This window comes from Chromobacterium phragmitis, assembly GCF_003325475.1.
Classification (GTDB): Bacteria; Pseudomonadota; Gammaproteobacteria; order Burkholderiales; family Chromobacteriaceae; genus Chromobacterium; species Chromobacterium phragmitis.
Genome location: NZ_CP029495.1, coordinates 117,246 through 131,785 on the forward strand (window position 1 = coordinate 117,246; position 14,540 = coordinate 131,785).

The window sequence follows — 14,540 nt, forward strand, 5'->3', positions numbered from 1 at the left end:
ATCCATTATTTCTGCAATCGCCGTATCCGTTCGGCCGGCGTGATGATGTCGGTGAGGCGGATGCCGAACTTGTCGTTGACCACCACCACTTCGCCCTGCGCGATCAGGCAGCCGTTGACCAGCACATCCATCGGTTCGCCGGCCATGCCGTCCAGCTCCACCACCGACCCCTGGGCCAACTGCAGCAGGTTGCGGATGGCGATCTTGGTTCTTCCCAATTCCACGGTCAACTGGACCGGAATGTCCAGAATCATGTCCAGATTCGGCGGCCCGCCAGAGATCGCGCCCGCGCCGATCTCCTGAAACAGGCCCTGGGCGGGCGTAGCCTCGGACTCAGCCGTCTGCGCGCTGTCCACCACTTCCTGTTCCGCCATCGCGGCGGCCCAGTCGTCCATCGACACTTCCTCTTCGGCGCCGGCCGCGCCGCCCTGCAGCTCTTCTTCGCTCATTGCTCATGCTCTCCGGGGGACTCCAGAAATTCGTTGGTCCCCGCCAGTATCTTTTCCACCTTCAACGCGTAGCGGCCCTGCACCGTGCCGTAACTCGCCTCGAACACCGGGATGCCGGATACGTCGGCCTCCACGCGCTCGGGTATGTCTATCATCACCACGTCGCCGTTCTTCAGATTCAGAATCTGCCCCAGCGTCACCTTGGCGTGCGCCAGGCTGGCCACCAGCTCCACCTCTGCCGCCTGCACTTGATGGGTCATCAGATTGACCCAGCGGTTGTCCACCTCGGTGCGGTCGGCCTGCATGGTGCTGGACAGCAGGTCGCGTATCGGCTCGACCATGGAATACGGCAGGCAGATATGGAAGTCCCCCCCTCCCGCGCCCAACTCGATATGAAAAGTCATCGCCACCACCACTTCGGTAGGCGTGGCGATGTTGGCGAACTGGGTGTTCATTTCCGAGCGCAGGTAGACGAATTCTATCGGGTATACCGGCTCCCATGCCTTCTGGCACTCGGTGAACACCACCTCCAGCAAACGATGGATGATGCGCTGCTCGGTAGGCGTGAAATCGCGGCCTTCCACCCGGACGTGGTAGCGGCCGTCGCTGCCGAACAGGTTGTCGACGATCAAGAACACCAGATCCGGATCGAAAATCAGCAAGCCCGTTCCACGCATCGGTTTGACGTGGACGAGGTTCAGGTTGGTCGGCACCACCAGATTGCGGATGAACTCGCTGTATTTCTGCACCCGGACCGGGCCGACCGAAATTTCCGCGTTGCGCCTCAGGAAGTTGAACAGGCCAATGCGCAAATTGCGCGCGAAGCGCTCGTTGATGATCTCCAGGGTCGGCATCCGGCCGCGAACAATCCGCTCCTGCCGACCGATGTCATAGCCCCGGACACCCTGGCCATCCTGCCCGCCCTCCTCGTCCTCGTCCTCGCCGGAGACGCCCCGTAATAGCGCGTCTACCTCTTCCTGGGACAGAATATCGTCGCCCATGGCGCGCCTACTGCTTCTGGATGATGAAGGATGTGAAGAGGACGCTTTCGACCACGGGCTCGTCGCCCGAGTCCATCGCCTCGTTGATGATTTGTTTGACCTGGGCCTTCAGCTTGACCTTGCCCTCGGCCGTGCTGACTTCCGCCGCCGTTTTGGAGGACAGCAACAGAATCACCGCGCTGCGGATCTTGGGCGCGTAGTCGGTGAATTTCTTCTTGGCCTCTTCATCGCCCAGTTGCGCCTGCATGTCCACCTGCAGCAGACTGCCGTCGTTGCCTGCCAGATTGACCACGAAGGTGTCCATCTTCTCGAAGATCGGGGGGCCTTCATGTTTTTTCTTGGGTTTCTCCTGAACCTGATCAGCCTGGGCGCCGCCTGCTTTGTTCATATTGGTGAACATGTAGGCAGCCATCCCCCCCACGGCAGCCAGCACCAGAACCAGCAGCAGAACGACGAGCAGCATCAGCTTGTTGCCGCCTCCGCCCGCCTTTTTTTCCGTCTTGTCCGCCTTTTTATCATCCGACATAAGTTATGACCTGTTCTTTTATGGAGTTCCTAGTGAAATCTTAAACGATTTCCCGGCCATATTTTCCTGTTTTATCGGCCTGCTGAACAGTGTCAATCTCAAATCGGGTCAAGCAAAGATGCTGAGTATGCCACGCGCGGTCTTGATGGCGCTCAACGCATCCGCGCCATCGACCTCCCCGATGACCGGCATGTCGCGTCCCTTCTTCTGCTGGAAAGCCTGTTGCTGCCGCCCGGAATTGCCGCTGGAAACCTGCGAGTCGGTCAACTGGATGCCGCTGGAAGACAACATCGAGCTCAAGCGATGCATATTGTTTTCCAACGCCTCGCGCGTCGCCGGCACCGCCGCGGTGAACAATACTTGCGCCTGGTCCGTGCCGTTCATTTTCAGCGTCACCTCGATCGGTCCCATTTGAGGAGGGTTGAGCTGAATCTGCGCCTTGTCCATCTTCAGGCTGACCATGCTGAGCATCTGCTCGCCCAAGGCCTTGCCCCAGTTGGGGTCGGCCAGCGTTTGCGAAAGGTTCAGCTGGGGAAGGGCGGCATTGGCCGCCTGCGCGTGAACAGGTTGCTGCGCCTGAGGTTGCAATTGCTGAAGCGGCAAGAATTGCGCGGCGTTCGCGTCGGCATCCGGCAATTTTTGCTGCTCGCCTCGCCAGTTGAAGCTTTGCTTCGTCGCCACTTGCAGCAGCAGCGCGGGATCTATTTTCGCGGAAGCCGCCTGCTGGCCCAGCAAATCCTGAGTAGGTGATGCGGGCTTCGCCTCCATCGTCTGCGGCTGGGCTTGCAAGGCCGCCAGCATGGGCATCGCCAGCGCGGCCTGCAGCGACGCGTCTTCATCGTCGCTCTTGGCTGCTGTCGGCTTCTCCTCCGCCGGCTGGCCACCGTCGCCGCCATCGCTCAGTCCGGGCAGCATCGCGCCAATCGCGCTCATCTGGATGCCAAGCAGGCTGGCGAACAAATCTCCGGCGCCGCCGGCATTGCCCGCGGACGACGCGCTCCCCGCGGTTGCCGCCGCGCCAGCGTTCGCTGCCGGCGTATTGACGATGATGGTCATGACGATGCCTCGACTGAGTGTAACGAGGCCAGTTCAAGCAAGGAACGTGCCAACTCAAGCATCGCCGCCATGCGTCCGATCCCAGAACTGGCGCGTGGCGAATTCGTCGGTTTGCTTCTGCTGCCGCTTCGCCTCTTTCTGCGCCTCGCGCTCACGCTCGCGCTGCAACAGCTTCTCGTAGGCCTTGAACTTCTTGTACTCCATCTGCCAGGCCTGGCGCTCCATCACGAAACGCTGCGCGCAACGATCCGCATCCTGCTGCTGCTGGACCATGGCATCGTCCAGCCGCGACAGGAAGCGCCGAAAATCCTGATACTGGACGATGGAAATGCCTCGCCCGCTCCCGCCGACCAGACGCTGGCGATACTCTTCGCGAAACGCGTCCAATTGCTCCAGCCGCGCGCGCGATTCCGCCAGACGATTCTGGGCCAGGCTCATTCGCTCCGCCGCCGCCTGCTGGCGCTCTTCGGCGAGATGGATCAACAACTCGTATTTGCTAGCCGCCATGGCTCAGGCTCAGGCCATCACGCCGGCCAACTGCTCGCAGCAAGAGGCGTAATCATGCGATTCATGCATGGGCTGGGTCAGAAAACTGACCATGGGCAACTGGCGGCGCATCGCGTCGTCCAGCACCGGATCGGAGCCCGGGACATAAGCGCCGACGCTGATCAGGTCGCGGTTGCGCTGGTAACGGGAGTACAGCTGCTTGAAATGGCGGGCCAAGTCCATTTGCTGCTGCGGCACCACGTCCACCATCACCCGGCTGATGGACTGTTCGATGTCTATCGCCGGATAGTGGCCGGCTTCCGCCAGGTCCCGCGACAACACGAAGTGCCCGTCCAGGATGGCCCGCGCCGAATCGGCTATCGGATCTTGCTGGTCATCGCCCTCGGACAAGACGGTATAGAACCCGGTGATGGAGCCGCCGCCTTCCTCGCCATTGCCGGCGCGCTCTATCAGCTGCGGCAGGCGGGCGAATACCGATGGCGGGTAGCCCTTGGTGACTGGCGGCTCGCCGATGGCCAGCGCGATCTCCCGCTGCGCCATCGCATAACGGGTGACAGAGTCCATCAGCAGCAACACATCGAGGCCCTGGCTGCGAAAATATTCGGCCAGCGCAGTGGCGTAGGCGGCGCCGTGCAGACGCATCAGGGGCGGCATGTCGGCCGGAGCGGCCACCACCACCGAGCGGGCCCGCCCCTCCTCGCCCAGGATGTTTTCGATGAAATCCTTCACCTCCCGGCCCCGCTCGCCTATCAGCCCCACCACCACCACATCGGCCTTGGTGAAGCGAGCCATCATGCCCAGCAACACCGACTTGCCGACGCCGGAGCCGGCGAACAAACCCAGGCGCTGACCGCGCCCGACCGTGAGCAGGCCGTTGATCGACCGCACGCCGACATCCAGCACATCGTGCACCGGGGTGCGGTGCAGCGGATTCATCGGCTGGCTGTACAGGGGAAACCAAGCGTCGGGATGGACGGGACCCAAGCCGTCCAGCGGTCGTCCAAGCGAATCCAACACCCTGCCCAGCAGGCTGGCGCCCACCGGCACCTGGCGGCCCGCCGCCGCGCTGGCGGCCATCATCAGGCCGTTCCCGCCGCCATAGGATGGAGGATGAAACGAAGGCAACGGCAAAACCGGCGTGCCAGGCAACAGCCCATGGACATTGGTGAGCGGCATCAGGAATACCTTGTCGCCGGAAAACCCCACCACTTCCGCCTCAACCGAGTGATCGTCAGCCAGCATCACGCGGCAGGCGCTGCCCACCGGCAGCTTGATGCCCACCGCCTCCATCACCATGCCGGTGACGCGCACCAGGCGGCCACAGGGCTGCCACAAGCTGGCCGCCTCGGCGGCGGCGGCGCACGCCGACAACCAGCCCCTCTGTCTCTCAATCAGGCTGCCGCTCATCGCCACTCTCCAGCCCCAGCGCGCGGCTCATCGCCGCCAGCCGAGTCTCCAGCGTCAGATCCAGCCTCACCGAACTCGCATCTATCACGCAGCCGCCGCGGCTCATCTGCGGATCCTCCATCCACTGCCATACCGTCTCCGGCATCTCCTGCTGCAGAAAATCGCGCGCAACGGCCAAGTCTGCAGGATGAACGCGCAAGCGAGCATTCGCCAGCGTGGAAGGCAATTCCGCCAGCGCCGCCTGCAGCAACGGCAACAACGCCTGCTCGTCCACTGCCATTTTCTGTTGCGCGAGCTTCTGGGCCAGCCCCCAGGCCAGCTTCAGCACATCTTGCGCCAACTCTCGCTCCACCCTCCCCAGCTCCGCGGAAAAATCGGCGCCCATGCTCCGCAAGGCCTGCCAGGCCTCTTCCAGCCTAGGCAGCTGCTCGGCGCGCGCCTCGGCCGCGCCTTGCTCCCTGCCCGCCTGCAAACCCTGTTCGAAACCCTCGGCCCGCCCGGCCTCCTGGCCCGCGTCATGCCCGGCCTGCCAAGCCTCTTGATGAATGGCCTCCAGCTCAGCCGCCGTGGGATAACCTAGCGCGGCAGGGACCTCCTCAGGTTCGGCCGGCGCATCCTGCTCGACTTGCTCGGCCTGGGCTTCAGCCTCCGCCAAGGGCACCGGAATGGAGGCATCCGGCTCCGCGGCGGCGATGCGCTCGGCAAGACTCTGGCCGGGTCGGCGCATCTGCGCCATCGCCACCAGTTGAGCCGGGGACAAGGCCTGGGTGAAACCATCGAGAGAGACTGGGCTCCAACTGCTCCAGCCTTCCAGCTCCTCTCCGGGAATGATCGAACCGCTACTCGATGAGGCCTTCATCGCCGCCCTTGCTGCCTAGCACGATCTGGCCGTCGTCGGCGAGCTTGCGCACCACCTTGAGAATTTCCTTCTGCTCGGCCTCGACCTCGGACAGCTTGACCGGCCCCTTGGACTCCAGGTCGTCGCGCAGCATTTCCGCCGCGCGCTGGGACATGTTGCGGAAGATCTTTTCCTTCAAATCGGTGCTGGTGCCCTTCAGCGCGATCACCAGCGAATCGGACTGAACTTCGCGAAGTATGGTCTGGATCGAGCGGTCGTCGATGTCCAGCAAGTTTTCGAACACGAACATCTTGTCCTGGATCCGCTGGGCCAGTTCGGGATCATATTCGCGGATGAAGCTGAGAGCCGACGCCTCGACGTTCCCGCCCATGAAGTTGAGGATTTCCGCCGTGAGCCCCACGCCGCCGGACGCGCTCTTCTTGATGCGATCGGAGCCGGACAGCAGTTGGGTCAGCACGTCGTTGAGCTCGCGCAGCGCCTGCGGCTGCACGCCCTCCAGCGTCGCGGTCCGGATCAGCACCTCGTTGCGCATCCGTTCCGGGAAGAAGGCCAGGATGGAGCTGGACAGATCCGGCTCCAAATGCACCAGAATGGTGGCGATGATCTGCGGGTGCTCGTGGCGGATCAAGTCGGCGGCGGAGGACGGGTCCATCCACTTCAGGCTCTCGATGCCGCTGTGGTCGTTGCCCTGCATGATCTTGTCCAGCAGGTTGGCGGCCTTGTCCGGGCCCAGCGCCTCGATCAGCACGTTGCGCAGATATTCGTCCGAAGCGCCGATGCTGGCGCGGGCGTTGCACTCGTTGCGGAATTCGGCCACCACCTCGTCGATCTGCTCATAGCTGAGGTTGTTGATCGCCGCCATCGCCAGCGAGATTTTCTGCACTTCCTTGGGGCCGAGGTACTTGAATACCTCTACCGCTTCGTTCTGGCCGAGGCTGAACAGCAGCACGGCGCTTTTACGGACTCCGTTCTCACTCATCGGCAGTTATCCATTCCTTGATGATCTGGGCTGCCATGCGCGGATCAGACTTCACCAGCTCGCGCACCGCTTCCAGGTTGCTGCTGTATTGGCGTTTCTGCGCTTCGCGCGGGTCCTCGCCACCCATCGCCGAGATCATGCCCGGCTCGCCCTCTTCTCCGGCCACGCCAAGCAGACGTCCGCCGGCGCTCGCAGCGCCAGCCTCTCCCGCCTCGCCCTCGGCTCCGGCTCCGGCCGGAGCCGGCGGCTTGACCAGATCCCGCATGATGGGGCGCACCACGCCGAATAACAGATACAGCACCGCTATCGCCAACAGGCCGTACTTGACCAGGCTGGTGCCATTGCCGCTGACGTAATCCATCACCCGCTCCTGCATGGTGACAGGCTGGGCGTTGTCGGCGAAGGCGGCATTGACGACATTGAGCGTGTCGCCGCGGCCGGTGTTGTAGCCCATGGCCTCCTTGACCAGATTATTGATCTGCTGCACTTCCTGAGGCGTCAACGGCGTCGGCTTCATCTCGCCGCTCTTGTCCGGCATGCGGCGGTAATTGACCACCACCGCCGCGGACAAGCGTTTGACCACGCCGGTGGGCACCTTGGTGTGCTGTATGGTCTTGTCGACTTCGTAATTGGTGGTGATGTCGCGCTGCAGCGTGCCGCTGGCGCCGACGCCCAGGCCGGACAGGTTGGCCGTCCCCGGCGCGGCGCCCGGCGGCAGCGTGATCGGCGCCGAGGCCGCCGACGGCGGCTGATTGGACAACGCGCCCGGCACGCCGCTGGGGTTGGCCGAACCGTTGACCAGCTTTTCGCTGATCTGCTGGCTGCGCGTGGCCGAGGGATTCGGAGTGGAGTTGGGCCGGTATGTCTCCGAGGTCTGCTCGGTTTCGGAGAAGTCGACATTGGCCGTCACTTGCGCGCGGGCGTTGCCGCGGCCGAAAATGGGCTCGAGAATGTCCTCGATCCGTTTGACATAGCCTTCCTCGATCTGGCGCACAAAACCCAGCTGACGCTGGTCCAGACCCGAATTGTCGTCCGGACCTGACTGCTTGGACAGCAGATTGCCGTCTTGATCGACGATGGTGACGTTCTTGATAGGCAAATTCGGCACCGAGCTGGACACCAGGTGCAATATGCCGGCGACCTGACCTCCATCCAGCATCCGCCCCGGATAGAGCTGCAGCATCACCGAGGCGGTGGGCGCTTGCTGCTCGCGCACGAACACGCTCTGCTTGGGGGTGGCGATGTGGACGCGGGCGCTCTGCACCGAAGATATGGCCTCGATGGTGCGGGCGAGCTCGCCCTCGATCGAACGCTGGTAATTGACTTGCTCGGCAAACTGGCTGATGCCGAACTTCTGGTTGTCCATCAGCTCGAAACCCACGCCGCTCGCCTTGGGCAAGCCCTGGGCCGCCAGCTTGAGCCGCACGTCGTAGACGCGGTCGGCCGGCACCGAGATCACGCCGCCCTCGCCCAACTGATAAGGGATATTCATCTGCTGCAGCGCGGCCGTGACCTGGCCGCCATCGCGATCGGCCAGATTGGAGAACAGGACTTTATAAGATGGAGTGCGGTTGAGAACCACCGCGCCGACGACGACGGCGAAAATCGCGGCCAACGCCGTGAGAAACAGGATTTTTCGGTTGTTGGGCAGCGCCTTGAAGCGGTCACCCGCCTCGTTCAGTCGCGCGCGCCAAACTGGAGTAGCGTTTTCTTCTGCCAGATCAGCCATACGGTGGTTTGTGGTTTAGGTCCGCCGCCGCCGGGCCGTGGCCGCCGACAGCGTCAGACTTGGGTATTCATGATTTCCTGATACGCGGTGACCAGCTTGTTCCGCGCCTGAACCATCGTCTGGAACGACAGGCTGGCTTTCTGCAGGGAAACCATCACGTCCTGCAGATTGACTTCCTTGTTGTCGCCCAACTGGAACTGCTTCTGCATCTCCTCCGAAGTCTGCTGCGCCGAATTGACCTGCTCAATCGTCGATTTGAGCACGTCGGAAAAGTCGACCTGCGGCGTTTGCTGCGCCGCCGGCGCCTGCTTGCCCGAAGCCAGCGCCGCCGCGCTTTTCAGTTCGCCAAGCAACTGGTCGATGTTATTGACTGACATGGCTACTCCGTGCCATCGCTCTCCGGAACATTTCCATCGGCATCCGCAGCTTCCTCATCGCGGTAACGCTGCAATTTGTAGCGCAAGGTGCGCTCGCTGATGCCCAGCTTTTCGGCCGCCAGCCTCTTTACGCCGCCGGCCGCCGCCAATGTTTCCAGAATATGGCGTTTTTCAAGTGTTTTCATGTCGGTTTCACCCGACGCCGAACTGTCCATTTCGGACTCCGCCCGGGTAAACTGCCCCACGCCAGCAATATCGTCCAGCATCAAGTCGGCGGCAATAATTTCCGCCCCGGCGGCAAGAATCACCGCCCGCTGCACGACATTATCCAGTTCGCGGATGTTACCCTCCCAACTATAGGCCGTCAAATGACGTTCCGCATCCTTGGAAAACACCAGGGACGCGCGGCCCGCGGCCTCCGCATGTTTTTTAAGCAGGAATCGTGCCAAAGGCAGAATATCGTCTCGCCGCTCCGCCAGAGCCGGAATTTTCAGCGGAAAGACATTCAGGCGGAAATACAGGTCCTCCCGAAAATTGCCCGCCTCCACCGCCGCCTGCAGATCGCGGTTGGATGTGGCCAGCACCCGGATGTCCAATTTGATGGCGCGAGTGCTGCCAATGCGCTCCACCTCACGCTCCTGCAACACTCTCAGCAGCTTGGCCTGCAAGGGCAGCGGCATCTCGGTCACCTCATCCAAAAGGATGGTGCCGCCCTGCGCCTGCTCGAACTTGCCGGGCAATGCCTGCGCCGCGCCGGTGAAGGCGCCCCGCTCATGGCCGAACAGCGTGGACTCCAGCAGATTGTCAGGAATCGCCGCGCAATTGACCGCGACGAACGCGCCCTCACCGCGTCGGGAGTGCCGGTGAATGTACCGGGCCAACACCTCCTTGCCGCTGCCGCTGGGGCCGGAAATCATCACGCTGGCCTCGCTCTGCGCCACCCGTCCCGCCAGCGCGAACAACTGCCGCATCGCGGCGGACTCCGCCACCACTTCGCCGCCATCGTCCTCCGGCATCGCCAACAGATGCTTCCCCACTTCCGCCAGCAGATTCTGCGGCTCGAAGGGCTTCAGCAGGTAATGCGCGGCGCCGGCGCGCAGCAGTTCGATCGCCCTCTCGATCACGCCATAGGCGGTCATCAGAATGAAGGGCACGCCCGGATAACGCCTCTTCGCCTCCTCGAACAGCTGATAACCATCCATCGGCGCCATCTGGGCGTCAGACACGATCAGCCCAACCGGCTCCTGCGCCAGCGTCTGCAAAGCGCTGCCGCCATCGGCGGCCTCCAGCGTCGGATAGCCGGCCAGAGACAAGGTGTCCACAATGGCCTCGCGCAGGTCGGCGTCGTCTTCGACCACCAAAATCGGAAGATACTTCATACAGTCCAATGCTTCTTATTATGGTTATACCGATGGCTGGCGCTGATGAGCCAGCACGACCAGCCTCTGGGCGATGCTGGGCAAACCCAGCACCTCATGGGTGGCGCCGATGGCGATCGCCTCCTTGGGCATGCCAAACACCACGCAGCTCGCTTCGTCCTGGGCGATATTCCAGGCACCGGCCTGACGCATTTCCAGCATGCCGTTGGCGCCGTCGCGCCCCATGCCGGTCAGCATGACGCCTATGCTGTTCTTGCCCACCAGATTGGCAGCCGAACGGAACAACACATCCACCGATGGCCGGTGGCGATTGACTGCCGGGCCATTGTTCAACGAGGTGCTATAGCCTATCGTCGGCGCGCTCTTGATCAATAAATGGGAATGCCCGGGCGCGATGTAGACGGTCCCCGCCTGCAGCCTCTCATTGTCTTCCGCCTCCTTCACCCGCAACCGGCACAGCGAATCCAGCCGCTGGGCGAATGAATGGGTGAACATTTCCGGCATGTGCTGGGCGATCAGGATGGGCGGCATATTAGCCGGCAGCGAAGTGAGCAGCGTGCGCAGCGCCTCGGTGCCTCCCGTGGAAGAGCCGATGACGATCACGGTCTGGCTGGCCAGCGGCGTCTTGGTCGGCTGGCGCGGCAGAATCACGTCCGCGCTATGGCTGGGCACGATTTCCAACGGAGTCTTGTTCGCTCGCTCGCGCGAAGTCAAGGCCATGTTTTTCCCTTGCGGACAGGGTGCGCTCGGCTGCCAATGGCGGCCCGCCGGGCGGCGCGGGGTTGTTTCAGATAGCTTAGCAGGCGAGCGGCGTCCGGTCTGCCGGACCTCGGTGCGGATCTTCGCCCAAGCGGAACAGCCAGGCGTCGCAGGCGGCCTCCAGCAGATCGAGCACCTGTTCAAAACCGCGCTCACCACCGTAGTAGGGATCCGGCACCTCCCGCCCCTCGCCCAACGGCTCCAGCATCAGGCGCAGACGCCCCGCCATTTCTGGCGGGCAGCGGCGATGGAGATCGGCCAGATTGTGGCAATCGGCCGCAAGGATAAGGTCAAAGCCGGAGAAATCCGCGTCTTCCACCTTGCGCGCCCGCAGCGCTGACAAATCATAGCCGCGCCCGGCCGCGGCCCGCGCGCTGCGCGCGTCCGGCGCTTCGCCCACGTGGTAGCCGTGCGTGCCGGCGGAATCAATGCGGAAGCGCGCTTGCCAACCACGATGCGCGAGCTTTCCTCGCATCACGCCCTCCGCGGTGGGAGAGCGGCATATATTTCCATGACATACAAAAAGGATAGAAAAAACATCCTTTTCGATCATACAGTTCCCCTTGATTCAAACCTCGCGCCGCCCTGTCCGGCCATTCATCAGAATCAGGATTGCCATTGATGAAATTATCGCGCGACACTCGCATCTTGACACGAAAACCACATCGCAGCCAGCTACGCCAATGCGCGGCCAAACCACTCCCACGCCAAACACGCTTCGAAAGTTTTGCGCGGCACCTGTCTGGCGAAAAAGCAGAGGCCATAAAATCATCCTCTGGTCGATAATTCCGTCTTACACTAAATGCCATGCCAGCCCACCATGCCGCAGCACCAGAAAATGGCAATTCATCTACTGTTCACGCCAAATCAAAATGAGATAGGAATTAACCTAGCTGAAATACAACAAAAAACTGTCCCTTATGCCACGAACAACACATTAATAGCGCCAATATATAAATCGAAATCAGTCATATATTGCTATGCAATGCCTCTGCAAATAAAATTTGCCCAGCATGTGAATGACGACATGTCGACACAAGAATAAAGCCGGCCTGCGCTATCCACATCGCTTTACTGCCTCAAGCTTTCCCTGACACATTCATTTCAAGGAGCGGCAATCATGGCAAACACTCTTCTCCCCAACCAAGTTTTGGGCATCAACGAATACTTGCTGTCCACCAACGGCGCCTACCAACTGATTCTGCAAAGCGACGGCAATCTGGTGCTATACCGGATGGCCAACCATCATCCGCTGTGGGCTTCCAACACCAATGGCAAGGACGCGATGCGCGCCATCATGCAGACCGACGGCAACTTTGTGCTGTACGACTTCCACGGCAAGCCGCTGTGGGCCTCCGGCACCAACGGCAAGCCGGGAAGCTTCGTCACCATGCAGGATGACGGCAATCTGGTGATCTACGAGCCCAAGATTCCGGTCTGGGCCTCCAATACCGCGCAATAAGCCGCTCCCCCCGCCCGGACTCGCCGATACGGCGGCGTCCGGGCCGGCGCCTTCTACGCTGCAGGTGCTAGCGTCTCCAGCAGCTTCCGCATCTCCAACACCAGACACCAAACCCGTTCCGCAGCCGGAGACAGCGTCCGCTTGCGTCGGCGGATCAACACGATTCGGCGCCCGGCTCTCGGCACCAGCGGACGCGCCGTCAGGCCGCAGCCTTCCGGCAGCGGCATGGCAAGACCCGGCGACACGCTGACGCCGATGCCAGCCGCCACCATGCGGAATACCGAATGGGAATGGCCCATTTGCTGCGCCACCGGACAATCCAGTCCATGCTCGCGCAGCAACCGGTCTATCAATGGCCGGCTGCCGGAGCTGCCGTCCAGCAGCACCAGCGCTTCGCCGTCCAGCTGCCGCCAGGCCACCCGCTCCCGCGCGGCAAGCCGGTGGTCGGCCGGGCATACCAGCCAGAAGTCGTCGGTCAGCACCGTTTCCTGCTCCAGATCTTCGCAATCCTCGGGCTCCACCACCAAGCCGAAATCCACCTCGCCGCCGCGCACCGCCGCCACGTTCAACCGCTGCACCTGATCGTGCAGCGACAGTCCCAACTGCGGATAGCGCTCGCGGCAGGCGGCGACGATGGCCGGCATCAGGCTGGCCGACAGGGTCGGGCTGCTGGCGACATGCACACTGCCCAGGGCCTGTTCGCCCTCCTTGCGCGTCTCGTCCAGCACCTCGTCCAGTTCCGCCAGCGCTCGCCTGAGCTTGGGCAGCAGCCGCGCGCCGGTCGAAGTCAGCGCCACTTCGCGGGTGGTGCGGTCCAGCAGGCGCAGTTCCAGCGCCTGCTCCAGCTCGCGCACCGTACGGCTGACCGCCGGCTGGCTCAGGTTCAGCTCATCGCCGGCCCGGCTGAAACTGGCATGCTCCGCCACCATGCAGAACGCTCGCAGTTGCCGCAGCGTGAAATTCATATATTTTTCACATCAATTCATCAGATAAATACATTTGTATTCTTAATTGATCCGCGTTTCAATAGCCGCGTCGATATCTCCTTTCCACGCCATGAAACTGCTGGATTCCTTCACTGCCGGGCTACTGGCCACTGTCGCGCTGGCCAGCCTAGTGCCCTGCTCCGGCCAGGCCGCGCAGATCCTCAACCTGGCCACCAATCTGGCGATCGGACTGCTGTTTTTCCTGCACGGCGCCAAGCTGTCGCGCGAGGCCGTGGTAGCCGGCGCCGGCCACTGGCGGCTGCACCTGACCGTGCTGGCCTCCACTTTCGCGCTGTTCCCGCTGCTGGGCCTGCTGCTCAAACCGGCGCTGACGCCGCTGGTGACGCCGGAGCTGTACCTGGGCGTGCTCTATCTGTGCATGCTGCCGTCCACTGTGCAGTCGTCGATCGCCTTCACCTCGATGGCCCAGGGCAATGTGCCGGCCGCCATCTGCAGCGCCACCGCGTCCAACCTGCTGGGCATCTTCATCACCCCGCTGCTGGTGGGCTGGCTGGTGGCCGGCCACGGCGGCGCGGCGCAAAACATGGGATCGGCGCTGGACATCGTCTACCAGTTGCTGCTGCCCTTCATCGCCGGCCAGATCGCCCGCCGCTGGATAGGCGGCTGGGTGGACCAGCACAAGGCCTTGCTGAAATACGTGGACCAGGGGTCGATCCTGATGGTGGTGTACACCGCGTTCAGCGCGGCGGTGATCAGCGGGCTGTGGCGGCAGACGCCGGCGGCGGCGCTGGCCGGCCTGCTGGCGGTCAACGCCATCCTGCTCGGCCTGCTGCTGGCGATCACCTCGCTGGCCGGCCGCAAGCTGGGCTTCAGCCGCGAAGACCGGATCACCATCTTGTTCTGCGGATCGAAGAAGAGCCTGGCCAGCGGCGTGCCGATGGCCAAGGTGCTGTTCGCCGGCCACGCGATCGGCGCCATCGTGCTGCCTTTGATGCTGTTCCACCAGATCCAGCTGATGGTGTGCGCGATGCTGGCCCAGCGTTTCCGCAAACGGCACCTGGCCGAAGCCCGCGCCTGAAAGAAAATCCCCGCCGCAGCGGGGA

General features: G+C 62.7%; 16 protein-coding genes. 2 read left to right on the forward strand and 14 right to left on the reverse strand.

The annotated features are described in order from the left end of the window. Positions 1-5: 5 nt before the first annotated feature. The 13 genes from fliN to DK842_RS00620 form a co-directional block, all read right to left on the reverse strand. Positions 6-449, reverse strand: a complete 444-nt coding sequence (gene fliN / locus DK842_RS00560; protein WP_114059615.1) for a flagellar motor switch protein FliN — start codon at positions 447-449, stop codon at positions 6-8. Further along, positions 446-1,450 carry a flagellar motor switch protein FliM gene (fliM, locus tag DK842_RS00565; RefSeq protein WP_114059616.1) on the reverse strand — a complete coding sequence of 335 codons (1,005 nt, stop codon included), beginning with the start codon at positions 1,448-1,450 and terminating at the stop codon, positions 446-448. Before fliM ends, fliN begins: the two co-directional genes overlap by 4 nt. Positions 1,451-1,457: 7 nt before the next feature. Then, entirely contained in the window at positions 1,458-1,976 is a 519-nt protein-coding gene (locus tag DK842_RS00570) for a flagellar basal body-associated FliL family protein (RefSeq protein WP_114059617.1), read from the reverse strand. A 108-nt stretch (positions 1,977-2,084) separates the two neighbouring features. After that, on the reverse strand, positions 2,085-3,032 hold the full coding sequence (locus DK842_RS00575) for a flagellar hook-length control protein FliK (protein ID WP_114059618.1): 948 nt from the start codon (positions 3,030-3,032) through the stop codon (positions 2,085-2,087). A gap of 54 nt (positions 3,033-3,086) precedes the next feature. Beyond that, positions 3,087-3,539 carry a flagellar export protein FliJ gene (gene fliJ / locus DK842_RS00580; protein WP_114059619.1) on the reverse strand — a complete coding sequence of 151 codons (453 nt, stop codon included), beginning with the start codon at positions 3,537-3,539 and terminating at the stop codon, positions 3,087-3,089. A gap of 9 nt (positions 3,540-3,548) precedes the next feature. Next, positions 3,549-4,946: a flagellar protein export ATPase FliI gene (fliI, locus tag DK842_RS00585; RefSeq protein ID WP_114059620.1), complete on the reverse strand. Its 1,398-nt coding sequence runs from the start codon at positions 4,944-4,946 to the stop codon at positions 3,549-3,551. Beyond that, the gene (locus tag DK842_RS00590) at positions 4,927-5,805 is read right to left on the reverse strand and encodes a FliH/SctL family protein (RefSeq protein ID WP_114059621.1); all 879 of its coding nucleotides are present in this window, start codon (positions 5,803-5,805) and stop codon (positions 4,927-4,929) included. Before DK842_RS00590 ends, fliI begins: the two co-directional genes overlap by 20 nt. Continuing rightward, on the reverse strand, positions 5,786-6,784 hold the full coding sequence (gene fliG, locus DK842_RS00595) for a flagellar motor switch protein FliG (protein ID WP_114059622.1): 999 nt from the start codon (positions 6,782-6,784) through the stop codon (positions 5,786-5,788). Before fliG ends, DK842_RS00590 begins: the two co-directional genes overlap by 20 nt. Further along, positions 6,777-8,513: a flagellar basal-body MS-ring/collar protein FliF gene (gene fliF / locus DK842_RS00600; RefSeq protein ID WP_114059623.1), complete on the reverse strand. Its 1,737-nt coding sequence runs from the start codon at positions 8,511-8,513 to the stop codon at positions 6,777-6,779. The genes fliG and fliF overlap by 8 nt, the downstream gene beginning before the upstream one ends. Before the next feature lie 53 nt (positions 8,514-8,566). Beyond that, the gene (fliE, locus tag DK842_RS00605; protein ID WP_114059624.1) at positions 8,567-8,890 is read right to left on the reverse strand and encodes a flagellar hook-basal body complex protein FliE; all 324 of its coding nucleotides are present in this window, start codon (positions 8,888-8,890) and stop codon (positions 8,567-8,569) included. A gap of 2 nt (positions 8,891-8,892) precedes the next feature. Then, entirely contained in the window at positions 8,893-10,269 is a 1,377-nt protein-coding gene (locus DK842_RS00610) for a sigma-54-dependent transcriptional regulator (protein ID WP_114059625.1), read from the reverse strand. 24 nt (positions 10,270-10,293) lie between these two features. After that, positions 10,294-10,989, reverse strand: a complete 696-nt coding sequence (locus DK842_RS00615) for a chemotaxis protein CheB (protein WP_114059626.1) — start codon at positions 10,987-10,989, stop codon at positions 10,294-10,296. Between the two features lie 76 nt (positions 10,990-11,065). Then, entirely contained in the window at positions 11,066-11,581 is a 516-nt protein-coding gene (locus DK842_RS00620) for a low molecular weight protein-tyrosine-phosphatase (RefSeq protein ID WP_114059627.1), read from the reverse strand. Positions 11,582-12,148: 567 nt separating this feature from the next. Here DK842_RS00620 and DK842_RS00625 point away from each other — a divergent pair. Next, positions 12,149-12,490: a lectin gene (locus DK842_RS00625; protein WP_114059628.1), complete on the forward strand. Its 342-nt coding sequence runs from the start codon at positions 12,149-12,151 to the stop codon at positions 12,488-12,490. 53 nt (positions 12,491-12,543) lie between these two features. On the opposite strand, the gene DK842_RS00630 is transcribed toward DK842_RS00625, so the two are convergent. Continuing rightward, complete coding sequence (locus DK842_RS00630; RefSeq protein WP_114059629.1) at positions 12,544-13,455, reverse strand: LysR family transcriptional regulator; 912 nt, start codon at positions 13,453-13,455, stop codon at positions 12,544-12,546. A gap of 91 nt (positions 13,456-13,546) precedes the next feature. Here DK842_RS00630 and DK842_RS00635 point away from each other — a divergent pair, with 91 nt between their 5' ends. After that, a complete protein-coding gene (locus DK842_RS00635) occupies positions 13,547-14,515 on the forward strand; it encodes a bile acid:sodium symporter family protein (protein WP_114059630.1) in 969 nt (322 codons plus the stop codon). Positions 14,516-14,540 lie beyond the last annotated feature (25 nt).